We start from the raw sequence: 25481 nt of genomic DNA, 5'->3' as shown, positions 1-25481 counted from the left end.
ATCACTTCCTGGGCGCTGATACCGGCAAGCCCTTCAATCCCCGCCGCAAAACTGCCGTTTTTCAGCTCAAAGGCCGTCTTGCCGCTTCCTGCGATGAGACCGAAATCCGCATCATCGAGACGCACATACACTGGCCCTGCCTCAAGGCCTGCGCTCACATTGTTGCCCACGGCAACGATGTCCGCCCCCACCTTCTTGAAGCCAAGATCTCCGCTTAAACTCACAAAGTCCGCAACATTCGCGGCAAAGCCCTTCACACCGAAGGCCACCGTATTGGCGGCTATAGCCTGCGCAAAGGTGTAGTCCACACCCAGAACCGACACTGTGGTACCTGCAAGAACCGAAGTCCTGGCATTGGTGTACTGAACCAGCACTTCTTCCGCCCCAAAACCGGCCAGTCCGCTGATTCCCGCAGAAAAGACCCCATGGGACAGTTCAAAGGCAAAATCCCCCTCACTGTTACCAAACAGACCAAAGCGGGCATCACTGAGGCTCACATGAACCGCATCCCCCGCAGCCAGACGGGCGGTGACGGCACTGCCCACTCCCACAAACTGCTCCTCAGCTCCCTGCTTCTGTGTACTGAACCCGAACCTACCGGAAAGCTGCACAAAGCCCGCAACATCAATGGTGAGATCCCCCCGGACTTCAAGGAGTTCTCCACGAGTTCCGTCCATGGTGAGGGTGAAGACATCGGTCTCCAGCGCTCCGTTACGGACATGAAGCTCTGTGGCCCCTTCGCTGTAATCCACCACCAGGGTGCGTTCGGGCAGGGCTTCCTTGATATGGGTAAAGCCTTCAACAAGCTGCACCACTTCCGGCGTGAAGGTGCGCGAAACAGGGGTGACTGTAAAGGAAGGCAGATCCTGTCCCAGGAGGCTGCCCCCAAAACGCAGCTGCACTTCCTTGCCGCTCCAGAACAGCACTTCCGCCGTTGCGCCCTCAAAGGAGGCCATGGCCGCATCCACAATAGCCTGCACCTCGGAGCGGGTCATGGTGGTGGCAATCTCCGCCGTTACAGCGGTTTTGCCGTTGTGGGTCAGAGAAAGGGTGTAGGAGGCCTCACGGGCTGCCGTGCTCACCACAATACGCTGCACCTCACCGGTCCGGCCTTCGCCCTGCACCACATTGAACGGCCGTACCACGCCAAGGCTGAGATCTCCGAAATGGCTGGTCACATTGGCCACATCCGTATGCGAGAGATCCCCGGTGAAGGTAAGAAGGAAGGTGGATCTGCGGCCACTGCTTTCTTCCGCATCCAGACTCACCAGCACATTGCCCGCACCAAAGAGACCGTCCATGGCCGTCTGAAGACTGTTTCGCAGAACGGCCTTGTCCGTGCTGTAGGCAATGGGCGTGGAAAGCACCCCGTCCACAGAAATACGGAAGCTGCCTTCCGGCAGTTCCGGATTCACATCCACACGGCTGACCCTTAAGGCCTCAGCACTCACATCCCCAAGCCCGCCGCCAAAACTCACTGTGTAGCGATCCACGGATCCGCCAATGGTCAGAGTCCCCACACTGTCCAGACGGCTGCCGTCTCCGGCCTTTGCCGCCTGAAGGGCTGCCTGAAGGGCGGCTGTGCTGGCTCCGAAGGCAATGGCTTCCGTGGTGTACAGTTTGCCATTGTGGCTGAGACTCAGGACAAAGGTTCCCTGGGTATCCTGGGCCCGGTCCACCACCAGCTGCTGCACGGGATCCACGGTAGCGGCTCCGTTTTTCACGGTGCGCAGGGACAGGCTGGCATTTTCGAGGAGATTCTGGCTGAAGGTGATGGCCGCCACATTCTGGTTGGCAAGCGTCCCTTTAAAAAGGATATCCAGACCGATCTGGGAACCGTTGGACTGGGCCGCATTGTAGAGAACCGCCACATTACCGGTACCAATGTTGCTCAGCCCTGACAGGGCCGTCTGCACCCGCTGGGCCAGAACCGCACCGTCCTTGCTGTAGGCGATGGAACCTGTAGTCTGGCCACCAAAACTTAAGGTAAAGCTGCCCGCAGGTGCCGCCTGGGCACTGGTCAGCCCCACCTGAAGGGCGGCAAGATTCTCACCGGAGAGACCACCGCCAAAGGTGATGACATAGGTTCCGGACTGGCTGCTCGTCACCTCCACCGAACCGGCCTGTCCGAAAGCGGCATTCAGGGCATAACGCACCGTCGCCGCACTGGCTCCGAACTGCATGGCCGTTGTGGTATAGGTCTGACCGCCATGGGCAAGGCTCAGGGTGAAGGAGCCTGCACCCGTATTCCGGATCTCCACCTTCTGCATTTCATTCTGCCCGCTTCTGCCCTGGCGGGTATTGACATTGCTGAAGGTGCCGGATTCGGAACGCATCCCAATGGCCTTCACATCCACACCGGCAAGGCTGCCCACAAACTCGACTTTGTAGCGGTTGCCCTGACCCGTGTAAGTATTGTCCCGCACCACCTGGATATCGTCCTTGGTGACCGTGCGGCCTTCATACCCGTTGAGGAGCTTGGCGTAGGCCGTTTTCAGTTCATCAATGGTTTTGGTCACATCTTCGGCATAATTGTGGCGATAGGTAACGGGCAGAATGCCGTCGGACACGAAGTAGAGCTTAAAGCCCTGATAGCCGAAGCGCTGGGTAAAGGTGAGGAGATACCCCTCATTCCGGGAGGCACCGCCACCGTCCGCAAGGCCGGTGACCGTAGCCGTGGCCGTAGCAGGCTGGGCTGTGGTGTCTCCGGTCACAACAAGCCGCTGCACCTCACTGACACCCGCAGCACCGCTTCCGATGCTTTCTGTGGTGACGGTTACAGGATCCGGCTCAGACCTCAGGGCCTGCACCACGATCTCTTTGATCTCGTTCACACCGGGATTGGCGGCCTCCCGCTCCTGCACCTCCACATCCACAGCCGTCCAGATAAACTCCGCTGTAATGTCATGCACGGAGACACCGGCAAGGCTTCCTGCAAATTCAAGAATATAGCCATCAAAGCGGTTACCGCTGATCTGTACATCCCCTGCTTCAATCCCCTCAAGGGACTCAAGCGCCGTCTTCAGCTTCGCCATCACCTGGGCATTGGTATCCCCCGCAGCAATCTCAAAGGAAGCGCTGCTGGCCGGATGCTGCTGGTCTCCCGTACCGGCTGCCCGGTTCAGGATCAGGGTACCCACCAGATCCATGGGAAGATGCAGCCCAAGCTCCGTGTTCACACGGGTGATCACTTCCGGTTCGGCAGCCAGGGTGATCCCCTGGTTGAGATTGACCACAAGCTCTTCCACCTGCACGGTCAGACCGTCAATGCCCACAAACCCCGCAGTGGAGGCCGTGGCCTGAAGGCTTGTAAACTGACGCGCCGCATTGTCCGGATCCTGGATCAGGGCCAGACCAAAATCCAGCTCCCCAAGGGCAAGCCCCACCTGATCCGCAGTGCCCCCGTTAATCCCGGCAAAGGCATCCACCCCGCTGCCGCCAATGGTGATGAGCTGGGCCTGATCCACGGTGGAGCCATCGGAAAGGGTCACCGTCTGACTGCGCTGTTCTATGCCAAAACCGCCAGCAACCCTCATGAAGCCAAAGAGATCGATTTCAAGAGTACCCGCAGCTTTGAGGGTTTCTCCCTCGGAACCGGCAAGGCTCAGGGTAAACGCCTCCGCACCCGTGGCAACGCTGAGTTCCGTGGCCCCTTCTCCGGCATACGTGACAACGCTGTCCCCCTCCTTTGCCGCCTGGTTGATGGCAATGGAAAGATCCGTAGCTGAAGCCGTAAGGCCCTCCATACCCACAAAACCCAGCTGGCTGGCGCTGGCCTGCATACTCGTCCATTTGCGGCTGCCGTCCGTGCGGTCGGTGAGCAGGGCCAGACCAAAGGTGGTATCCTCCAGCGCAAAACCGATACGGTCTGCCTCCATGCCGTTGATGCCCACAAAGGCACTCACCTCACTGCCGCCCAGGGCCAGAAGGCTGGCCTGCACTTCCTCACCGCTCGCAAGAACAATGGTGGTGGAAGACTGCTCAAAGGCCAGATAGCCGTCCAGAGTGACAAAACCAAACACATTCACCAGCATGTTGCCCGAAGCGCGGGTCAGATTCCCCAGAGCACCGTCACTGTCGAGACTCACCCAGGTATCCGGCCCGGCCAGCACCTCAAACTGCCGGAAACTGTGATCCAGCACCACGTCCAGAGCACCGTCCATACCGGCGATCCCCCGGTTGATCTCCACCCTGAAATCCGTGGCCTGAACGGCAAAGCCCTCAAGACCCACAAAGCCCACAGAATCCGCACGGGCGGAGAGAGTGGTGAACTGACGCAGGGCCTGTCCTTCAGCTCCAAGCTCACTCACCAGAGCCAGACCAAAATCCACCCCTTCAAGGGCCAGACCCATGGCATGGGCTGTGCCGCCATGCATCCCTGCAAAGGCATCCACCCCGCTGCCGCCGATGGTCAGAACACGGGCATCGATACGCGTGGCGGGACGGGCAGTCTCCGGCTGATTCTCATCCGCCAGCACTCCGTCGTTCAGGTAAAAGTCCGCTGTACGGCTTTCAACGGCAAAACCGCCGGATACCTGGAAGAAACCGAAAACGTCCAGAGCCAGATTGCCTGAAGCCCGCAGCAGTGCCCCTTCCTCCCCCTTCATGCTCAGCTCAAGGCTGCTCTCCGGGCCGGTGGCCAGGGTAAGGGAGGTTCTGCGCTCCGTGTCACTGCCGGACTGCAGGCCGTAGTCCACCACAGCATCCCCGTCCCGGCCTGCCTGATTCACCTCAATGGACAGGGTATCGCCCATGAGGGTCAGCCCCTCAACCCCCACAAAGCCCGCACTGGAAGCCGTGGCCTGAAGGCTGGTCCAGCTCCGGGTCTCCGTCGCCGTATCGCTCAGAAGGGCAAGACCGAAACTGACTCCCGAAAGCTCAAGGCCAATGGCCTTGTCCGTGCCGCCATGCATCCCGGCAAAGGCCCGCACATTGGAAGCCCCCAGAAGCAGGGCCTGGGCCTCTGCCGTACTGCCGTCGGACAGGGTGAGGCTGACGGGCGCTTCGGCTTTTTCCAGGGCAAATCCACCGGATACCTGCACAAAACCGAACACATCCAGCGTCATATTGCCCGCAACCTGCATGAGTCCGCCCTTGCCGCCGTCCATGCTGAACTTCAGCTGGCTGGCCGGCCCGGTCAGTACGGAAAGATCCGTGGCCCCTTCACTGTAATCCACCACCGTACCGTCTGCGGCACTGCGGTTGATGGCCACATCCAGGGTGTCCACACCTAAGGTAAAGCCGTCCACCCCCACAAAGCCCGCAGCCCCCACAGAAGCCTCAAGGCTGGTCCACTTCCGGGCCGTGGCTCCGCTGTTTAAGGCTTCCGCACTCAGTTTTTCTCCCTGAAGGGCCAGGGCAAACTGCACATCCTCTAAATTCAGACCTAAGGCATTGGCCCTGCCGCCGTTAATACCGGCAAAGGCGGAAAGCCCTGCACCACCGATGAGAAGCTGATCCACCGCAACAGTACTGGCTTCTGTGACAACAAGACCGTCTGCATCCAGAACGGCATCATTGAGCACCACATCCCCGGTTTTTTTCTCCAGCCCCAGATCTCCGGAAACCTGGAAAAATCCGAAGACATCCAGTTCCATGGAGCCGGTCACACGTAAGAGCTCCCCTTCACTGCCGTCCATGCCCAGCGTGAGGGAGGCCGGTGCTTCCTGGGTACCGGTAAAGACCGTCATGCTCCGGGCTTTGTAATCCACCAGGCTGCCGTCCGAAGCCGCACGGTTGATCTCAACACTTAAGGTGTCTGCGGAAAGACTGACACCTTCCACACCCACAAGACCAACAGTACCCGTTGTGGCCTGAAGGGATGTCCAGCTCCGGCTCGTATCCTGAGCATCGGAGAGCAGGGCCAGGGCCAGGTTCACCTGTTGCAACCCGAGGCCCACAGCCCCCGCAGCAAGGCTGCCGTCTTCATTCAGGGCACCCTGCATTCCTGCAAAGGCCGTGAGGTTATGGGCCCCCAGAAGAAGGGCCTCTGTCTGCACCACCTCTCCCGTATCCAGCACCAGCTCTTCAAGGGAACGGGTGACACTCAGCCCGCCACTTGCAAGGAAGAAACCGCTCACATCCAGATGGATCTCACCATAGGCCTCCAGCAGATCCCCGCGATCCGCCGCCATGTTGAGGGTGGTTTCCAGACCAGGGCCAATGCCCAGGGTCAGGGCCTTGTCACCTGAAAAATCCACAAGGGAACCATCCGCCGCACTCCGGTTGAGGGTCAGGGCAAGGTTTTCTCCGGAAAGAGCCAGGGCATCCACACCCTCCAGCCCAAGATAATTGGCCACGCCCTGAAGGGATGTCCACTGCCGGGCTTCAGCCCCTTGCGCAGTTCCGCGCTCAGAGAAAAAGGCCAGTACAAAATCCAGCTCTTCCAGGTTCAGTCCCGTCTGATCCGCCGTGCCACCGTCAACGCCCATGAAGGCATCAATGCCCGCACCGCCCACAACAAGCCTGTCCACGGCCACATCCTGCTCCTGACCGTCAGCTGCCCGTACCGTCACCGTGTCAACGGATTTTTCAACACTGAAGGCTCCGTCCACACTGAGGAATCCGAACACATCCAGAGCCATGCTACCGCTGATGCGGGTGAGAGCCCCCTGAAGCCCGTCCATATCCAGCGTAAAGGCGGTTCCCGATCCCGTCAGCACTTCGAGATTCCGTACTCCGAAATCCACCACAAGGTCAGGATCCACATCGGCAATGAGATCCGGAAGCACCACACGCTCACCCTGCTGCATTACCGTAAACCCTGCGGCAGGGGCTTCAGGCCGGGTTGCAATTTCAAAAGAGGCCACATCCTGGGCACCAAGGCTTCCCCCAAAACGGATGTCCCATACCCCGGCACTCCGGGAGATCACCTCAAAAACCGCTCCGGTACCTTCAAAGGCAGCATCCAGCACAGCTTTCACTTCAGCAGCACTGGCATCAAAGGCAAAAAATGCCGTTTCAAAGGTCTGGCCACCATGATCCAGCTTCAGACTCAGGCTGCCCTGACCCTCAGAAACAACAGCAACCCGCTGCACTTCATGGATACCCGGTGCCGTGACCGTCACCGCTTCACTGCGGGTTTCCCCCCGTTGCAGCACAAAAAGCCCCGCAGTGGCATCCACAGGTGTGGCCTGAAGAGAAAGAAGGGCCAGATCCTGACCTGTAAGGCTGCCCTGGAAGGTCACCAGCCAGGAACCCGCACTGCCCGAAACCACAACACTGGCTCCTGAGATGGAAGACAGGGCCTGATTCAGGGCTGCCTGCACCTGGGAAGCACTGGCCGTGAAGGCAAGGGCGGATGTGGTATGGGTCAGGCCGCCATGGCGCAGGGAAAGGGTAAAACTGCCTTGAGTATCGCTTTCCAGCCGTACCCGCTGCTGCTCCGCCACCTTTTCCACAAGGGCCGTACGCACAAGCCCGCTTCCCTGTTTCTGGGTGGTGATGGTAAGCCCCACATTCTGGGCGGCAAGTACGGTAAGCTGAGGCACATCCTGATAGGCCAGATTTTTCGTGAAGGTGATGGTGTAACGGGGATCCTTTGCCGTGGATTTCTGATCAAACACCACCTGGGCATTGCCCTTGCCCAGCATCTGATCCAGGGCATCCTGAAGTACTGTGGCGTTGTAGCCGGGGCTGCTGTTGGAAAAATCTAAATTCCCCGTGCTTTTTGCCCCAAAGCCCAGACGGTAATGCACGTTGGTTTTGAAGGAAGATCCGGCAAACTGGATGACCTGTACTTCCTTGATATTACTTCCCGTCTGGGAATACCCCGTAATCTGCTCTGAACCCTTTTCCACCTCCGTCACGCCCTGAAAAAGGGCGGAAGGGGTGAGGCTCACGCCAAGATCGCTGAAATCCCTGCCTGCGGCACTTCCCCCGAAGACGAGAACAAAACCGGAAGCCCGGCTGCCCGTTACCGTGACATCACCGCTTCCAAGGCTGCTGAATCCCTCAAGAAGGGCCTTCAAGGCCAGAGCGAGAGCCGCATCGCCTGTAGCGGTATCCACCTCCAGACTGCGCGTTTCACCCCGGAGGGTAAAATTCAGGGTTCCCGCGTCCAGATTCATGCCAAGGCGCAGTTCCGTATTCCGGGATACGGGTTCAAAGGTGACATTGTCTTTTGCGGGCAGCCCGCTGCGGACTTCCGTGACACGAACCTGAACCTCAGGACTTAAGGCCTGTACCTGAAGGGTGCTGAAATCAAGACCCGCCAGATCTCCACCAAAATTTAAGGTAAATCCCTCCTCACGGGTACCCGTGATCCGCACATTTCCAGCCGCATTGGTATGACCCGCTTCCAGCAGCAGAGCCTCAATCTGCTCCGTGAGCGCCCTGCGCCAGTCCGCATTGCTGCGGCCCTGAGAAAGACTCAGGGTCGCCTGATGGGCCCCGAAGGTAAACACAAGGGCACCCGCCACCAGATCCGTTTCCAGATGCAGCACCGTTTCCACAAGACGATCCTCTTGAGGAAGAGCATCGCCCTGGGTGCTGAGATTGCGATTGATTTCAAGATTTAAGGTTTCCACAGAGGCGGTGAAGCCGTCAATTCCCGAAAAGGAGGCTCCGGCCACCGTACTCTGCAAAGCCAGCCACTTGCGGGAGGCATTGTCCACATCGCTCATCAGGGCCAGGGCAAAATCCATATCCTCCAGATTGAAGCCCAGGGCATCGGCTGTACCGCCCTTCAGACCGGCAAAGGCAGTCACCTGGGAAGCCCCCAGGGTCATGAGGTCGACCTTCACTTCCTGACCATTGGAAAGCATCACCTCCGCAAGGGACTTTTCAAAACCAAAGGAACCCTGAATCCGGAAGAAGCCCGCAACCTCCAGAATCAGATCCCCGGCCGCCCGGACAAGCTGGCCTTTGGCAGGATCAAAATCCATGGAAATGACCAGGTCTCCGCCCGTTGCCACGTCCAGAGGGCTTGCGGCAAAATCGATGAGAAGGGCCCCTTCGGAAGCAAAATTGATTTCAAGGAGAATGCGCTGGGTACTTAAGCTCAGTTCCGGAATACCCGTAAGACTCACCTCTTCCGCACTGCCCTTCAGGGCCAGCCAGGAATGCCCGCTGCTGCCCTGATCCGCCAGCATCACCATGCCGAAGGTCAGATCTCCCAGTACAAGCCCCATCCTCTGGGAAGCCACGTCCCCCATGCCCGCAAAACCGGAAAGACCGCTGCCGCCAAAGATCAGGCCTGCAACGGAAACACTGCCACCACCGGACAGGGGAAGATCTCCGGCATAATCCCGGATGGACAGGCTGCCCTCAATCTCCACAAAGCCCTGCACCGTGAGGCGGGCATCCGTAAGGGATATGCCCCGGGTATCATTTGCGGAAAGTTTTTCGTAGGTATAGCTGAGGTCTCCGGCCACAAGGCTTTCACCCGCAAGGCCTGTCCCCCTGTCGTTGTAATAGGCATGGGCTCCTGCGGCAGAAAGACCCACAGCGCCACCCAGATCCGCAAAGAAGCCCCCCCGCAGTTCAAGGGCAAGGCCCTTTTCATCCGCAACCAGTCCCAGAAGACCATTCTCAATCCCCACAGCAAAGGAACCTGTCCCCATGCGGGCCGTGGCATCCCTTGCAATGGCCACAATGCGGTCTCCCAGCTTGTCAAAACCAAAGAAACCCTGAATCTCAAAAAGATCTCCGATGTGCAGGTCGAGAAGACCGGAAATGCTGAACCCCAGATCCTTCAGATTGAGATCCAAATCAAGATCCGGGGTGGAAAGCCTCAGCTCGGGAAGCTCAAATTCCGGAAAATTCAGATCCAGAGAGCCAGGATCCAGTCCGGAAAGACTCAGATCCAGATAAGGAAAAGCCCCAAGAGCCAGAGAGATGTCCGGAAGGGAAAGATCCACATCCATTCCGAGATCAAAGAGATTGAAGGCAAAGGGAAAATCCTGGGGCAGGAGATCCAGGCCGGGTACAAGGGGCGTGATGCCATCCCGCTCCGTCAGGGCCACGGTTCCCACCTTCAGCATACCGGCAGCCCCTTCCTTGCCAGCAATATTGCCGATGAAGGCAGCCCCCTGCATCCCCCCGAGGGTCAGCATGGCGCCTGCATCCGGACTGCCAGCGGCCAGAGAGGTTTTGCCCCTGTCCACCGTCAGAAGGATGCCCTTCAGATCCGCACCGCCATCGGGAGACGTCACGGTCGTATGGGAAAAGGTAAAATCACCAGACAGGGCATAGGCCATTCCGGCAACACTTACCCCCAGATCCAGATCCCCCCTGAGGGTGAAAAAATCGTGGTAAAGGTCGGAGGAAAAATCAAAATAGGTGGAACCGGCAAGCCCCTGCACAGCCCGGCCCGTGGTGTTGAAGGCCAGCTTGAGATCCCGGATTTCCCCGATCTCAAGACCGGGGATGGGATCTCCGGAAGCCCCCTTCAGAGCGAGACTGCCCACCTCCAGCACACCGGCCATACCATCGCTGCTCAGAAGAAAGGCACCTTCAATGCCGCCTGCGTGGAGACCAAGACCCGAAGCCTCCCCTCCGGCCATGAGGGAAAGACTGCCTTCCCGAACTTCAAGGGTGATGGCCTCCAGCGGTTCCTCGGGAAGGGTCAGGCGGATCTGGCCGGTGAGGGTGCTGCCTGCAAGATCGAGAGATCCATCAATATCCAGGGTAATGAGGCCGGATGCTGGGACATAGGCAAGTTCCAGATCCCCTGCAATGCTGACCCCACCAAGATCCAGACTGCCACTGAACCCCAGAATATCCGGAGGCCCGAAGTACTCAAAATTGAGGAACTCCCCCAGCAGATCTCCCGTACCGGCCGAAATTGCCTCCGGGGAAAGAAAAAGCCCTGCTCCCAGTCCGGGAGCCAGCTCACGGGTGACAAGGCGCAGACTGCCCTCCCCCTGGAGAATCTCGAAATAAAAGCCCCCGTCCGTGCTGAACAGCCCCGAACCTGTGGCAAAGCGGCCTTCCACATCCCCATAGGTCAGAATCTCAAAGACGTCCCCCTCCTTTGGGGTAAAGTCGTTGATGAGGGAAACTTCAAGGCCGCCATCCAGACGGGCAAGGTTTTCCACCTGAATCTGATCATAGCCTGTACCGGGTGCATACCCGCCGATCTCGATTTCCAGGGTACCCGTGTCCGTCTGGACAAAAGACTCCACATGCTGCATACCGGGTGAATAGCCGGGGCTGACCTTACCCTGATTGAGGAGAATCACGTTGAGGCTGCCGCTGCCGCCAAGGGTTTCGTCAGGCGCCACGGTAAAGGCATTGTCCATAAAGCCCTGACGCTGCTCCAGCACCGCCATGTCAAAGGCGGCCCCATCCACGGAAAAAGCCGGGGGCAGAGATTCTATTCCCACATGCTGGGCGCTCTGCTGCAGGGCTGCGGGTCGGGTCTGCTGGAACACAGCGTTGAAGTGCTGCCTTTCGGAATGATGCAGGGCGTAGAGGTCATCCTGGTTATGCAGCATCAGGGCCTGGGCCGTACCCAGGGCACCATCCGCAGAAAGCAGAATACGAGGCTCCAGGGCTTCCAACCGGAAAAGAGAACGCATGGATCGGCTGACTTTATCTTTCAGTTTTCTGGTCACGTTACGTCTCATGATGGAACCTCCCGCTATGGTCATCCCGAAAATTCAAGAATATAGATCGTTATCTGAAAAAACAGCGTTTATATATACTATATAATACTATTGACCCGCAAGGTAAAATAGCGCATATACTGGATTAAATACTGAAAGCAGACAGCCTGCCTGACCCGTAACAAAAAACAAACACACAAGACCTTATGGCCTCACAAAAATCCAGAATCATCAGCACAATCAAAAAGATACAGTATACCTGCGACCGTATCCCCCTGGAGGGGGGGGGGGGGGGGGACAGACATCCGAGAGCGTTTCCATATCTTTTTCTTTAGATATTCATGTAAATATATTTTCATGGATTTTTTATCTTAAAAAAATATTAGAAGCTAAAGCCGGAATAGATTTCACAGGGCTTGCCACTCGGTGTCAGATTCTTGCTCCGGATATTCCAGAATCCCCTTAACACAAATATGCATCCAAACTGATTCCACATGGCTTTCAGTAACCCCACGCAAAGGGAGCCTTCAGATGAAATTTTTCCAGAAAACTTCCCTGGCCTTCTGCCTTTCGGCACTTACAGCCCTCAGCTTTTCACCCCATCCATGGGCAGACGAATCCCTTCTTCTTCCCCAAGATCTTGTCCTTGATACCAACGCAACAGGATCCGTTGAAGAAACGAGGATCGTAGACGTAGAAGCTGATGCGACGGAATCCCGCGAAGAAACCATGCCCGTCAGCAATTCCGCAAGCGTGGAGGCAGGCCGTTTAAATGTACGCAGTGCGCCGGGACAAAATGCTCCTGTTGTCATGATCCTGTCCAGAGGGGACAAGGTGCAGGTTCTGGACGAGGTGGATGGATGGGTGAAGGTTACATTCGGAAACCGTGAAGGGTATCTGAGGGACAGACCTGTTTATATCAAAAGATTATCCGCTCAGGATGAAGATGTCGATACGGTAGAAACAGATACAGAATCCATGACTGTGGAAGAAGCCATCGTTGTGGAAGATGCAGCCCAGGAAGCCTCTGAAGAAGTCATCGCTGCGGAAGATGCAGCCCAGGAAGCCTCTGAAGAGGCCGTCGTTGTGGAAGATGCTGCACAGGAAGCCTCTGAAGAAGGCATCGTTGTGGAAGATGCAGCCCAGGAAGCCTCTGAAGAAGTCATCGTTGTGGAAGATGCAGAACCAGAGTCCCCTGTGGAAGCCGTCCTGCCATCCCTTCCCTTGCAGGGAAGCCATACCCTCTTTCCCAGAGACCTCGCCCAGCTTGCGGTAAAAACCAATGCTGAAGCTCTTTACGCAAAATTACAGGGGCAGGCCGCAGCGCAGCAATTTGCTGCCGACTCCGTGATCTACCAGCCCTTTCTCTTCGGCAACCTCATGTACGAAGATAACTTAAGAAAACGCAGCGCAGAAGAAACCATCTATTATCCCACCCTCAATGAAAACCGGGAAAAAACAGAAAGTGCCGAACTGGGCGTACGCAGCAAAATTCCCGGAGGGGGAGAGCTGTCCCTGGGATACAATCTGAAGGGCTTGAGCAGTGATCTCATTGAATTCTCCACAGGAAAAAAGGAGGATTCGGAATATACGGGCAAACTCACCCTTTCCCTCAAGCAGCCCCTTCTCAAAGGACGGGGAAAACAAGCCACGGAAATTGAAAAACGCACCGCAGAAATTGACTACAAAATCAGTCTTGAACAGTATAAAGATCAGTTACAGAAACTTGCAGGAGAGGCCACGCGGGCCTTCTGGATGCATTACCGGGCCTGGCAGCTCCTCACGATCCGCAAAGATGCCATGGAAAAATCCGCTGAACTGCTCCGGGATATTGAGCAGCGTGTGGAACGGGGGCGTCTTCCCGCCACCGAGGCTCTGGAGGCCTCCATTGCCCTTGCATCCCGGGAAGCCGACCTGATCCGTGCCCGTCAGGGGCTTTCTGAAACCGATGCCGCCATCAAAACCCTCCTGGATCTCTCCGGAACACAGTACAGCGCACTTTCCTTCATACCGGGCGAAGAGGATACCCCCCTGTATGCCGACCAGGATGCTCAGATGGCCATCTCTGTTGCGGAACGCTATGAACGGGCCATACAGACATGGCCAGCCTACCGTATTGCCCTGCTGCGACGGGAAGCGGGGATGGAAAAACGGGATTTCGCCCGGAATCAGAAACTCCCCCAGCTGGATATGCTCCTGGGCTACAGCCAGAACACCCTGGATCGCAGCCTGGATGATGCCGCCACACGAACCTTTGAAAACGAATATTCCGGCTGGTATGTGGGGCTGAATGTGGAAATGCCCATCGGACAGAGCAAATCCAATGCCAAGATTGCCGTGGAACAGACCCGCATCGCCCAGGCCGATGTGGAGATCCGCAACATTGCCAACGGTCTGGCAACGGCTCTGCAAAGTCGTACCGATCAGCTCTGGCAGGCCTATCAGGAAGTGTATAAACTCGAGAAAACCGTTCAGCTCAGGGACATGCTGCTGCATGGGGATCTGGAACAGTATCATCTTGGAAAAGTGCGCCTCTTTCAGCTCATCCAGCGTGAAGATGACCTGATTGAAGCCAGACAGCGCTACATTGAAGGCCTTGTACGCCTCGAAATGGCCAAAACAGCACTGAAAATGGCCGATGGATCTTTACTTCAGGAGTATGGTATTGAGATGGATATGTAAAAGGGGCTGCGGCTTTTATCATGCCGCAGGACTGCTGCTGATACTGCTTTTTCCGGGATTCGCAGCCCAGGCTCTGACCGAAGACTACATGGGGGTTCTGGAACCCCTGCATGAGCTTAACCTCAGCGTTGGGATTGGCGGTATTGTCTCCCACCTGCCCTTTCAACCCGGCGATACGGTTCAGAAAGGCGATCTCCTGCTTCAGCTTGAAGATACCCTGCAACATCTGGAAGCGGAAAGACGTCGGCTTATCTTTGAAAATGAAACGGATCTCCGTGTGATCCGGGAAAATATCCGCATTCTGGATATCCTCGTGGGCGACGCTAAAATTCTCTTTGAACAGAGCCGTTCCATCAGCCGGGACGATCTCATGAAACTTGAAATGGAACTGGCCACAGCCCGTGGAACCCTGGACAACCTCATCATCCAGAAACAAAGGGAAAAGCTGGAATACCAGATCAGCGAAAAAGAAAAATCCATGCGGCGCATCACAGCCCCCATCAGCGGGGTGATCACACAACTGGAAATTGAGGAAGGTGAATGGGCCCAGCCCGGTGAACCCGTCTTGCAAATGATTGATGCCTCCATCTGCGTATTGCGGATCAACGTCCCGGAACGTTTTGCCCGTACCCTGCAATCCGGGCAACGCATCCCTGTCCATCTTGATGACTTTGACCAGCCCTTTCAAGGCCATATCCGCTATATTGCCCCCATAGCGGATCGCGGCAGCGGTCTTGTGGAAGTGAAGATCGAAATTTCCAACAGCGATCTTGGCATACGGCCAGGCATCAAAGGTATCCTCCATCCCCCTGCAACGGACTTCTAGTGGACGCCCAGAACCTTATCCAGTCATTGCATGCCCTGCGCCATGAAACCCAGCATACCCGGGAGTACTGGCAACGCATGGCCGATGCCTTTGCCCTGCTCACCCGGGCCACATCCGCCCTCCTGCTGGCCTTTTCAGAGGAAAACAGGGGCTGGTTCCTGCTCAACGAAGAGCCGGAAGACCTGTGGCTGCAAACCAGCTGGCCGGAACGCATCCGGGAGATGGCAGAACGCACCCAGGCCCGGGGTTTTGCCATGGAGCCTCTGCGGGATACCCTGGGCAGGGGGCATCTTTTTGCCTGTATCCGTATACAGCACCCCTCCTTCCCGATCCTGCTGCTCCTCGATATCCCTGATCGGGAAAGAAGTCATTTCAATGAGCTGGTTCTGCGGGCCCAGCTTCTCTCCGATCTTCCCCTCAGCAGCCAGTCCCCCTCCCCTGCAGCACAGGATTCCGGCGACCACTTCCTGCCGGAGATGCTCGAAATGATCGTGCGTGTCATGCAGGAAAAGCATTTCGGCGCAGCAGCCCTCACCCTGGTCAATCATCTTGTGGCCGATACCCATGCCGCCCAGGTGACCCTGGGCTGGACGGAAGGCGTGTATGTACGCTGCAAGGCCATCAGCCATCTGGATCGTTTTGAAAACTACAGTGACAATGTCCGGCTTCTTGAAGCCGCCCTTGAGGAAGCGGCAGATCAGGAGACGGCCATTGACTACCCGGCGGATGCCGAAAACCATACGGGCATCATCACCCTCGCCCATGAAAAACTCTGTCAGGCCCTGGGCTACCGTCAGGTGTATACCCTCCCCATACGTCCGGGGACGGAAAAACCCCTTGCCGTCCTGCTTCTGGCCGTATCCGGTCAGGAAAACCTGAATCCTCAGCAGCTTCAGGCCCTCTCCATTGCCGCAGGCCTTCTCCTGCCCTGGCTTGGGGAACGCTATGCGAATGACCGCTGGTTCGGTGCCCGCCTCTGGCACAGAAGCCGTAAAACCCTGGAAGATTTTCTCGGCCCCCACCATCTTCTCCAGAAACTGCTGGCCCTCGGCGTCTCCCTTCTGACCGCCTATATCCTGCTGGGCACCTGGCCCTACAGGGTCAATGCAACGGGACACCTGGTCACGGACAGTGTGCGGGTCATCAGTGCTCCCTTTGAGGGGTATCTGGATCATGTCTACGTCAATGCGGGAGATGAAATCCGCGAAGAAACGCCCATGGCCCTCCTGGGACGTGAGGAACTGCTGCTCCAGGAATCTGAAATCCGCTCCGAAATCCGGCGTTACCAGTCCGAAGCGGACAAGGCCCGTGCCGCCTACAATGCAGCGGACGTTGAAATTTCACGGGCCATGCTCAGTCAGGCCCAGGCCCGTCTGGAACGGGTTTTATACCGGCTGGACAAAGCGGAAATCCGGGCTCCCTTTTCCGGTGTGGTGGTGGAAGGGGAAAAAATGGAGCTTCTCGGTGCGCCCGTGACTCTGGGTCAGGGCCTTTTCAGACTGGCCCGCATTGAAGGCCTGTATGTGGAACTCCATATCCCTGAAAATGACATCCACCTGGTTCATGCGGGCAGTACGGGAGAAATGGCCCTTGTCAGCCAGCCGGACAAAGCTTTTGCCTTTACCATCGAAGCCATCATTCCCCAGGCAAAGGTCAAGGGAACGGCGGGCAACCATTTTGTGGCAAAGGCCCGCCTTCTGGAAAATGCGGCAGACTGGTGGCGGCCGGGAATGAGCGGGGTCACCCGCATTGATGTGGGAGACAAGCCCATCTACTGGATTCTGGGACGCCGCACCCTGGATGCCCTGCATCTGAAATTCTGGTGGTGAGGGGATGCAGGCATGACAGGATCCACGTTCAGTGAAAGCTGGCACAGAATTTCCGGGGCAAAAGTCGGCCTGCTGCCCACGGTGGAGGTACACAAGCAGGATTTCCGCAATGAACCCTGGTATGTGCTCAAGGATACCTACAGCCAGCGTTTCTACCGTATCAGCCCCGCAGCCTATGCCTTCATCGCCCGCCTGCGTCCGGATCGGACCGTTCATGAGGCCTGGGAGGAATGTCTGAATGCCCATCCGGACAGCACACCGGGACAGGAAGATGTGGTACAGCTTCTCGCCCAGCTGCATCAGGCCAACATGCTCTACTTCCGCAGCCATCCGGACAGTGCCTCCATCTTCAAACGCTACCGCAGCCAGAAGCAGAAAGAGTTCCGGGGAAAACTCCTCTCCTTTCTCTATATCCGTATCCCCCTGTGGGATCCCGATGACTGGCTGAACACCCAGAAACCCCTCATCCGCCTGCTCACTTCTCCCTTCATGGGATTTCTCTGGCTCATCATCGTGCTGACCGGTGCCACGGCGGTTTTCCAGTCTCTGGATGCCCTCAGGGATCAGACCCAGGGGTTTCTCTCCATGGGCAACCTTCCCTGGCTCTACCTCTGCATGATTTTTCTCAAAATCGCCCACGAATTCAGCCACGCCTTCATGTGCAAACGCTTTGGAGGTGAGGTTCACAGCCTCGGACTGATGTTTCTTGTGTTCATGCCCCTCCCCTATGTCGATGCCACAGCCACATGGGGCTTCAGGGAAAGAAAAAAACGGGCTTTAACCGGTGCTGCGGGCATGATCGCAGAAGTCTTTCTTGCCGCCCTGGCTGCCCTGATCTGGCGGTACACAGGGACGGGGCTTCTCAACAGCCTCGCCTTCAATGTCATGCTCATCGGCTCCGTTTCCAGCCTGCTTTTCAATGGCAACCCCCTCCTGCGTTTTGATGCCTACTATATCCTCAGCGATCTTGTCGATATCCCCAACCTCTACCAGAAAGCCAACCAGCAGTGGCTTCATTTTGCCGATAAATACCTTCTGGGAACCCAGCTCAGTGAAAGCCCTGCACAGGATTCCCATGACTGGTGGTGGATGACCCTCTACGGTTTTTTGAGTTTTTTCTACCGTTTCATCATCATGATGGGCATCCTGCTCTATATCAGCAGCCAGTGGTTCATGCTGGGAGTCGTTTTTGCCCTGGTGTCCGTGTACATCTGGCTCCTCGTACCCATAAAAAAGCTCTGCAGCCACCTCATTTCCCCCGGACTTTACCGCAACCGTAAAAGGGCCATCCTCGTCACCCTCTGTATCGCCGTCAGCCTCTCAGGCTTCATTCTGTTTCTTCCCCTTCCCCATTCCCTGAAAGCACCCGGTGTCCTGGAAGCAGAACAGGTCTCCACCCTGCATGTCAGTAGCGAAGGGGAGCTGGAGGCACTGTTCCCCAAAAACGGAACCTGGGTGGAAAAGGGCGATCTCCTTGCCGTTTTTCACAACCAGGAACTGCTGTACCAGATGCGTATCGCCCAGGGACAGATCGCAGAAACCCGCATCAGCCTGAGGCAGGCCGCCCACAAATCCCCTGCGGATCTTGCCCCCCTGCAGCGCCGCCTGGAAGTTCTGATCAACCATATGGAAGAACTCAGACGCCGCCAGCTCCTGCTCAGCATCCGTGCACCCCACCCTGGCTACTGGATCATGGAAGCCCCCCTTCACGAGCGGCTGGGAACCTGGTTTACACGCGGAGAAACCTTAGGCCAGATCATTGATACCCGCAGCTATCACTTTACCGCCGTTGTTCAGCAGCATCAGGCCAGCATCCTTTTCCAGGAATCTCCCGGAACCAGCCATGTCCGGCTCAGGGGACAGGCCCATCATTCCCTGCAACTCCTTGAATTCAGCCTTATTCCCTACTATCGCCAGAAACTGGCTTCCCCCGTACTGGGCTGGGCCGGAGGGGGGGACATCGCCATCCGTCAGGATCAGAAGGGAGAAGAGATGGCTGCGGAAGGGTTTTACGAATTCAAGGCCGCCGTTCTCCCGCCATCGGATCCGGAGTCCGCCGCATCCATCCGGCTGCTCCACGGTCTTTCCGGAAAACTGCGCATCCCGCTGAAACCCGAGCCCCTTTTCTGGCAAATCAAACGCAGGGTACAGCAGGAACTCCAGAAGCGTTACACCCTTTGACCCCGCAGGTGACAGACCATGCCGGAAGCACCCTGGTATCCGCCCAAAAACCCTGAAATCCCCATGTACAAGGGGTGGGCAGGGCTTCACCGTCAGACCCTGCATCTCGGAAGCGTCTGGCAACGACGCCAGAAGCTTGAGGTTCATGCAGCCCTTGTCCGTTTCCAGGAACTTCGCAGCCTTCCGGATGCGGATCTGGAACTGAAGCTGCGCCAGTGTCAGGGACTTTTCCGCTGCAACGGTCATATCGCCCAGGGCCAGACAAAAGACCTCCGCCATGTACGGGAGGAAGCCCTGGCTCTCATCGCCATCGCCCTGGAACGCAGCCTCTCCATGACTCCCTATCCCGTACAGATGCAGGCTGCCCTTGCCATGTACGATGGCTTCATCGTTCAGATGGCTCCGGGAGAGGGAAAAACCCTGAGTATCGCCATGGCTGCCGTACTCTACGGATGGAGCGGACACCCCGTACACATCATGACGGCAAACGACTATCTGGCCCGGAGGGATGCGGAACAGATGTCTCCCATGTACCAGTTCTGCGGCCTTTCTGCGGGTTTTCTCCTGCCGGAAATGGATCCGGCTGAACTGACAAGACAATACGGCAGCGCCATTGTCTATGCCACGGGCAAGCAGGTGCTGGCGGATTATCTCAGGGATCAGCTGATTCTGCTGGGGGCCAATGATCCCCTGAGGCGACAGTTGTGGCTCCTCAGACAAAAGGGCCTGGCAAAACGAACCCCGGTGATGCGGGGGCTGTATACCGCCCTTGTGGATGAGGCGGACAGCGTTTTAATTGACGAAGCCACCACGCCACTGATCATTTCCGCACCGGAAAAAAACCCCATGCTCACGGATGCGGTGACCATTGCCCGCTCCCTGGTGGATGCCCTGGAAAAGGGCAGGGATTATCTCGATCCGGAACACACGCGGGACGTCCGCTTTACGGAAGAGGGAGAAAAAAAGCTGGCTGCTCTGACCCCTAAGCTTCCCCCCCTCTGGCGGGTTCGGGAACGCTGCCACGATCTTCTGGCCCAGGCCATCATGGCAAGGGACGTTTTTCAGCGGGATCGGCATTACGTCATTGATGAGGACAAGGTGGTGATCATCGACGAGAATACCGGCCGCATGATGCCCGGACGCTCCTGGAGTTACGGACTGCACCAGGCCATTGAAGCCAGAGAGGGGGTGGAGATCACCCACCCTTCCCAGACCCTGGCCCGCATGAGCTTCCAAAGATTTTTCTGCCATTATCACCGCCTTGCCGGAGCCAGCGGTACCCTTCAGGGCATCGAACGGGAACTCTGGCGCACCTATGGCCTGCTCACCCTCCGCATTCCCCACCGACTGCCTTCACGCCTTCGGGTAAAGCCCTATCGCCACTTTCCGGGACGTAGCGCAAAGCTTGCCGCAGTGCTGGAAGAGACCCGCAGGCTGCATGACAGCAAGCTCCCCGTGCTGCTGGGGACACGCCGCATATCCGACAGTGAAATCCTTGCGGAATGCCTCCGGGATCAGGGGCTTCACTGCGATGTGCTCAATGCCAAGGAACATCTGAAAGAAGCGGAAATCATCGCCATGGCAGGACAGGCGGGAAGAATCACGGTGGCAACCAATATGGCGGGCCGGGGAACGGACATCCATGTCCTCGCGGATATGGCCCGGAAGGGAGGCTTGCAGGTTCTCATGCTGGAACCCCACGAGTCCGCACGGGTGGACTGGCAGCTCTTTGGCCGTGCGGGCCGACAGGGTGCCCCGGGATGCGCCCAGCCCTTCGTTGCCCTGGACGATGACCTGCTGCGCCGTCATCTGCCCTTCTGGCTGAAGCCCCTGTACTGGCTGGCCGATATTCCCATCTTCAGGGGGGCCTGCATCCGTCTGCTGCTGCCCCTGGCCCAGCAGCAGGCCCAGTGGCAGGCCTGGTTCATGCGCAAACAGATCATGAAAAGGGAAAAACTCTTAAATGAGCAGCTTTCCTTTGCCGGGGAGGAGGATCTTGCCGCAGACCTGCTCCTGAAGAGATAAGGGGTCTCCGCCTGTTGTCATGCCCCCCCGCCAGACGACGGTTTTCCAGCAAGGTAGGCCCTGCGTTCTTCTTCCGGGAAATGTTCCAGGCTGTAACGGAGAAGCACCCTGGGCAGGCTCCGGCAGCGGGGAGCCAGAAAGGCCCGAAGAACAAAGGGATTCTGTTTTCCCACTTCCCGCAGCATCCAGCCTGCGGCCTTGTGCATGAGGGGTTCTTTGTCGCCCGCGGCCAGATCCGCAAGGTGCAGGATCTCCTCAAATTCCCCTTTTCGGATGAAGGCCAGGGTAGAAACCATGGCAATGCGGCGATCCCAGAGAAGATCCGAGGCCGCCAGCCGGTACAAGTCTCCCCTGTCACGGGTCAGCAGGTGGGTTCCCACAATGGCCGCTGCGGAAACATCCACAAGATCCCAGTTGTTGATCCGCTCCGTGTGGGCAAGATAGGCGGAAAAAATACCCTCCCGCCGGGCTTCATCCCCTCTCCTGTAACGCTGCACCCAGAGCAGAAGAGCAAACATGCGCACCTCATGCCAGTCCGAGGCCAGAAGCTTCGGGATCTCCTCCTCCGGGAGATTTTTGCAGAAACCCAGATGCCTGCGCAGTTGAGGCACCCGGATACCGAGAAAACAATCCCCGTATCCGTAGCTTCCGGGCTCGGTTTTAAAAAAACGGAGGAGGCTTCGGGCATAGGTCTCATCCTGAAGTCCGCACAAACCGGAGATCACCGCGTCTGCATGGGGCCACAGCCCTTCCTCCCTTTCCATTTCCTTCATGGCAGTTCCTTTCCAAAACTCTGACGGTACAGAGCCTCCAGCATTCCGGGGTTCAGACCGTTCACTCTCTGGTATTTTTCCCTGTACAGGGCAGCAACCACGGCCTCAGAAGAAAGCGAAGTTTTCCCGTCCGTCAGGAGCCGCATGGGCAGGATATGCGTATCCGGAGACAACGCCGGTTGCAGATACCCGTCATACAAAGGCGTCAATCCGGATTTCTCAAAAAAACGCAGCCGCTTTTCCCGGACAATCCGGTTTTCTTCCGTTTCTGCAAGATCCGGATGCTCCACTTCCAAAACCCTGCACACGGGCCTGGGAAGACCGGCTGCGGCAAAAACCCCTGCATCCGTAACCGCCGCCAGCAGGCTGGAACCCAGCCCCTGCCCCCGAACCCCCGCATCCAGGGCCAGATACACGATAAAGGCCGCAGCGATGGAAGGGAGCACCTGAAGGGTGCAGAACCCGACGGTTTCCGGTTTTCGCCCCGGAAGCCAGGGCCTGCGGAATGTCAGCGCAAGGCCAAGGGGATCTTCTGCCGTAGCCAGAATCACCTCCTCAGGCTCCCTCTCCTCAATGGGAAAGGAGGCCTGATAAATACGCCAGAAAGCCCCATCCTCTTTAAGGCTTCCGGAATCCTCCGAAGGCAGCCAGACACCATCTTCTCTCTGCAACAAAACAAGGGCAGCCATTTTCCTTCTTCTCCTGCATGGAAATCCATGCTGATATGGGCTATGCTGTTTTCCGTTGTTCCACGCTTCCCCTCTGAAACCATCCCCGGACAGGAAAGCCGTATCCATGAAAGACCGGAAAAACAATCATCAGGCCGTCTATTCTTCTGAATATGGGCGTCTTTGTCCAGCCTGTGAAAGGCCGGAAAAAAACTGCATCTGCAAACAACAGCAAAGCCGTCCCGCAGGAGACGGTATCCTCCGTGTCAGCCGGGAAACCAAGGGACGCAAGGGCAAAGGGGTCACCCTGGTCAGTGGCGTTCCGGATGCCCTTCTTCCTTCCCTTGCAAAGGAAATGAAACAGCGCTGCGGCAGCGGGGGAACGGTGAAGGAGGGACTCATCGAAATTCAGGGGGATCACAGAGACATCCTTCTGAGCTGGCTGCTCGAAAAAGGCTACAAGGCCAAAAAGGCGGGAGGATAGCAAAGCCCATGTCCGAAGACGCCTTCAAGCGCATCCGTCGCATCACCCTTGTCGGGCTTGTCATCAACCTCATCCTGGTAGGCGTAAAATACGGGGCTGGCTGGTGGGGCAACAGTGAGGCCCTCATGGCCGATGCCGTCCATTCCGCAACGGATGCGGTCACAGACCTTGCCGTCATTGCCGGGGCAGCCATCTGGACAAGGCCTCCGGACGCGGATCACCCCTATGGACACCAGCGCATGGAAACCCTGGTCACCCTTTTCATCGGAGGCCTGCTGCTGGTGGCGGGCATCGGTATCGGTGTGGAAGCGGCCAGAAACCTTCTGGCCGGTCAGCGCTGTCAGCCCCTGCCCCTGGCCGCCTACGCCGCAGCCCTTTCCATCTTTGTCAAGGAAGCGCTCTACCGCTGGACCCAGAGGCTGGGCCGTCACCTTGCAAGTCCTGCGGTAATGGCCAATGCCTGGCATCACCGCCTTGACGCCTTAAGCTCCATACCCGCCTTTCTTGCGGTCTCCGCGGCCATTTTATTCCCGAATCTGCTGTTTCTGGACAGTATCGGCGCTCTTGTGGTATCGGTTTTCATCGCCCAGGCCGCGACCCGCATCCTCTGGCCCAACCTTCAGGAACTCATGGCCACGGGCGCATCCCCGGAAACCTGCCGCCGTATCGCTGGTCAGGCCTGCGCCCATCCCGCCGTACTGGATGCCCACCACATCCGGACCCGTTACCTCGGAACACGGATTTTTGCGGATATCCATCTTGTACTGGACGGGGATCTCACGGTACGGGAAGCCCATAAAATCGCAGAAGACGTCCGCCAGATGCTGATGCACTGCAACAGCAATATGGAAGACGTGGTCATCCACATTGAACCCCCAGATCCCCTGATCCCTCCCCACCATCCCCTCAACCCGAAAGGAGATCCTCCATGACCCCTTCCCCGAAAACCGCCCTGATCCTTGCGGACATTGAGGGCATCACCGGCGTCTTTGAAAAATGTCAGTGTAAACCCCTGAGTCCGGAATGGAAGGAAGCCCGCCACCTCATCACGGCCGATGTCAGTGCAGCCATTGCAGGACTCAAGGATGGGGGGGTGGATACCATCCACATCCGGGACATGCACGGAACAGGCTTCAATCTCCTGCCCCATCTTCTCCCCGAAGACCACATCCACCTTTCCCAGGGCCATCGCTGGTACCCCATTCCCCTGCTCGGCGAACTTCCCGAAGCGGATGTTGCCCTCATGATCGGCTGGCACGGTGCGCCGGATCAGATCGATGCCTTCAGCCCCCATATCTTCCACCGGGATATCGACTGGGTTCGTCTGGATGAAAAAGCTGTGACCGAGGTGGAAATCATGGCTGCGGTTCTGGCGGAAGCCGATATTCCCGTTGCCATGGTCACGGCGGATCATGCGGCATGCAGGCGGATTCTTGCCAACCTGCCCTGGCTTCTCTCTGTCGAAATTCCCAAACGGGCTGTCCCTGCAAAGGAAATGGCCAACATCCACCGCCGTATCCGGGACAATGCCAGAAAAGCGGGCAAAGGAAGCCGTACTTTCCCCCTGTATAAAAAAGGCCCCTGGCTGCTGGAAAGCAGCATCCGGGGCAAGGTGCGCAAGGGCTATTTTCCTTCAGCCCAGGCCGTACTGGGAACCCTTTTGCGGCAAAGTGTCTTCAGGGGGATCCCGGCCACCATGATTCCCTCCATTCTCCATGGATACCGCTGGATGGGATTCTGGCAGAATCTTCTGAATTTTCCCTGACACTCCAAAAAGCAGGGGGCCTTCTCACCGAAAGCCCCCCCACAAAAAAAAACCTGCTCATCCTGATCCGATATCAGAGACTCTGATCCCTGAACCCTTCCCGGATCACCCGGAATGCCCCGGTTTCCGTATTCAGGTCATAGATATTGAAGTTTGTACGGATATCAAAACCCTCGTAATGCACGGCGAGGTTCAGGGAAGCGGAGCCCTTTTCCCCGCTGCGGATTCTGTGAAACACGTTCACAGGCCAGACCAGCATGGCGCCACCTTCATACAGAACCTGACCATTTTTAAGAATTCTGTCCGGCGTTACCACAAAGGTCTCCACCCTGCCATGGGCAACGGAATAAATATCCACCGTTCTCTCACCAAAAAAAACCATGAGATTGTCCGCCTGATGGGGGTGCATGTACCAGGGTCTGTCCACGTCTCCGACAGGCCCCGGCGATACGGCCCCTCCCTGATGCAATACCCTGTCCATGGAATGGATATCGGGCATGGCCTCATGGGGAAGAATATCAAAACGTACCCCTGGGGTCTGCCTGAAGGCTTTCAAAGCGATAATCTGATACAATCCCGGAACTTCTTCCACAATATGGCCCATTGTACTTTCCCTTTCCAGTTACCGGTTCATCCTGAGCACGGGCTTAAAATTCCCGTTAACCCGCCCTGACCCCATCCTGTCCGGCCTGCCTGTCA

Annotated in this window: 12 protein-coding genes; 8 read left to right on the top strand and 4 right to left on the bottom strand. The window is 57.4% G+C overall.

The features are described 5' to 3' along the window. Positions 1–11570: LEPR-XLL domain-containing protein (locus BR04_RS02695; protein ID WP_496354439.1), on the bottom strand; the 11570-nt coding region annotated here is incomplete at its 3' end. A 510-nt stretch (positions 11571–12080) separates the two neighbouring features. Here BR04_RS02695 and BR04_RS02690 point away from each other — a divergent pair. From BR04_RS02690 to BR04_RS02670, 5 genes are read left to right on the top strand one after another with little or no spacing between them, the layout of a single operon-like run. Continuing rightward, positions 12081–14231, top strand: a complete 2151-nt coding sequence (locus BR04_RS02690) for an SH3 domain-containing protein (protein WP_496354438.1) — start codon at positions 12081–12083, stop codon at positions 14229–14231. Further along, the gene (locus BR04_RS02685; protein ID WP_496354437.1) at positions 14215–15057 is read left to right on the top strand and encodes an efflux RND transporter periplasmic adaptor subunit; all 843 of its coding nucleotides are present in this window, start codon (positions 14215–14217) and stop codon (positions 15055–15057) included. The genes BR04_RS02690 and BR04_RS02685 overlap by 17 nt, the downstream gene beginning before the upstream one ends. Further along, the gene (locus BR04_RS02680) at positions 15057–16886 is read left to right on the top strand and encodes an efflux RND transporter periplasmic adaptor subunit (RefSeq protein ID WP_496354436.1); all 1830 of its coding nucleotides are present in this window, start codon (positions 15057–15059) and stop codon (positions 16884–16886) included. The genes BR04_RS02685 and BR04_RS02680 overlap by 1 nt, the downstream gene beginning before the upstream one ends. Positions 16887–16898: 12 nt before the next feature. Continuing rightward, entirely contained in the window at positions 16899–19067 is a 2169-nt protein-coding gene (locus BR04_RS02675) for a hypothetical protein (RefSeq protein WP_496354435.1), read from the top strand. A gap of 18 nt (positions 19068–19085) precedes the next feature. Further along, on the top strand, positions 19086–21092 hold the full coding sequence (locus BR04_RS02670) for a preprotein translocase subunit SecA (RefSeq protein ID WP_496354434.1): 2007 nt from the start codon (positions 19086–19088) through the stop codon (positions 21090–21092). Positions 21093–21109: 17 nt separating this feature from the next. Here BR04_RS02670 and BR04_RS02665 read toward each other — a convergent pair whose 3' ends face one another. Together BR04_RS02665 and BR04_RS02660 are read right to left on the bottom strand one after the other, a co-directional pair. Then, the gene (locus tag BR04_RS02665) at positions 21110–21865 is read right to left on the bottom strand and encodes a DNA alkylation repair protein (protein WP_496354433.1); all 756 of its coding nucleotides are present in this window, start codon (positions 21863–21865) and stop codon (positions 21110–21112) included. Beyond that, positions 21862–22554 (bottom strand): GNAT family N-acetyltransferase, encoded by a 693-nt coding sequence (locus BR04_RS02660; RefSeq protein ID WP_496354432.1) that lies wholly within the window; start codon positions 22552–22554, stop codon positions 21862–21864. The genes BR04_RS02665 and BR04_RS02660 overlap by 4 nt, the downstream gene beginning before the upstream one ends. A gap of 106 nt (positions 22555–22660) precedes the next feature. Here BR04_RS02660 and BR04_RS02655 point away from each other — a divergent pair, with 106 nt between their 5' ends. Genes BR04_RS02655 through BR04_RS02645 form a run of 3 tightly spaced genes read left to right on the top strand, consistent with a single transcriptional unit; the run spans position 22661 to position 24782 of the window. Next, a complete protein-coding gene (locus BR04_RS02655) occupies positions 22661–23017 on the top strand; it encodes a translation initiation factor Sui1 (protein ID WP_496354431.1) in 357 nt (118 codons plus the stop codon). 8 nt (positions 23018–23025) lie between these two features. Further along, positions 23026–23949: a cation diffusion facilitator family transporter gene (locus tag BR04_RS02650; RefSeq protein WP_496354430.1), complete on the top strand. Its 924-nt coding sequence runs from the start codon at positions 23026–23028 to the stop codon at positions 23947–23949. Beyond that, the gene (locus BR04_RS02645; protein ID WP_496354429.1) at positions 23946–24782 is read left to right on the top strand and encodes a M55 family metallopeptidase; all 837 of its coding nucleotides are present in this window, start codon (positions 23946–23948) and stop codon (positions 24780–24782) included. The genes BR04_RS02650 and BR04_RS02645 overlap by 4 nt, the downstream gene beginning before the upstream one ends. Before the next feature lie 73 nt (positions 24783–24855). Here the strand turns inward: BR04_RS02645 and BR04_RS02640 are convergent, their stop codons facing one another. Then, positions 24856–25386 carry a hypothetical protein gene (locus tag BR04_RS02640; protein ID WP_496354428.1) on the bottom strand — a complete coding sequence of 177 codons (531 nt, stop codon included), beginning with the start codon at positions 25384–25386 and terminating at the stop codon, positions 24856–24858. Positions 25387–25481 lie beyond the last annotated feature (95 nt).

This window comes from Desulfobotulus sapovorans DSM 2055 (assembly GCF_059569355.1).
Note: the sequence above shows the minus strand (reverse complement) of the source record. Positions and strands in the feature narration are given on the sequence as shown.

Excerpts from the sequence above, each read along its gene's own strand:
- BR04_RS02690 (WP_496354438.1), top strand. The coding sequence starts at position 12,081 with ATGAAATTTTTCCAGAAAACTTCCCTGGCCTTCTGCCTTTCGGCACTT.
- BR04_RS02675 (WP_496354435.1), top strand. The coding sequence starts at position 16,899 with ATGACAGGATCCACGTTCAGTGAAAGCTGGCACAGAATTTCCGGGGCA.
- BR04_RS02670 (WP_496354434.1), top strand. The coding sequence starts at position 19,086 with ATGCCGGAAGCACCCTGGTATCCGCCCAAAAACCCTGAAATCCCCATG.
- BR04_RS02665 (WP_496354433.1), bottom strand. The coding sequence starts at position 21,865 with ATGAAGGAAATGGAAAGGGAGGAAGGGCTGTGGCCCCATGCAGACGCG.
- BR04_RS02660 (WP_496354432.1), bottom strand. The coding sequence starts at position 22,554 with ATGGCTGCCCTTGTTTTGTTGCAGAGAGAAGATGGTGTCTGGCTGCCT.
- BR04_RS02655 (WP_496354431.1), top strand. The coding sequence starts at position 22,661 with ATGAAAGACCGGAAAAACAATCATCAGGCCGTCTATTCTTCTGAATAT.
- BR04_RS02650 (WP_496354430.1), top strand. The coding sequence starts at position 23,026 with ATGTCCGAAGACGCCTTCAAGCGCATCCGTCGCATCACCCTTGTCGGG.
- BR04_RS02645 (WP_496354429.1), top strand. The coding sequence starts at position 23,946 with ATGACCCCTTCCCCGAAAACCGCCCTGATCCTTGCGGACATTGAGGGC.
- BR04_RS02640 (WP_496354428.1), bottom strand. The coding sequence starts at position 25,386 with ATGGGCCATATTGTGGAAGAAGTTCCGGGATTGTATCAGATTATCGCT.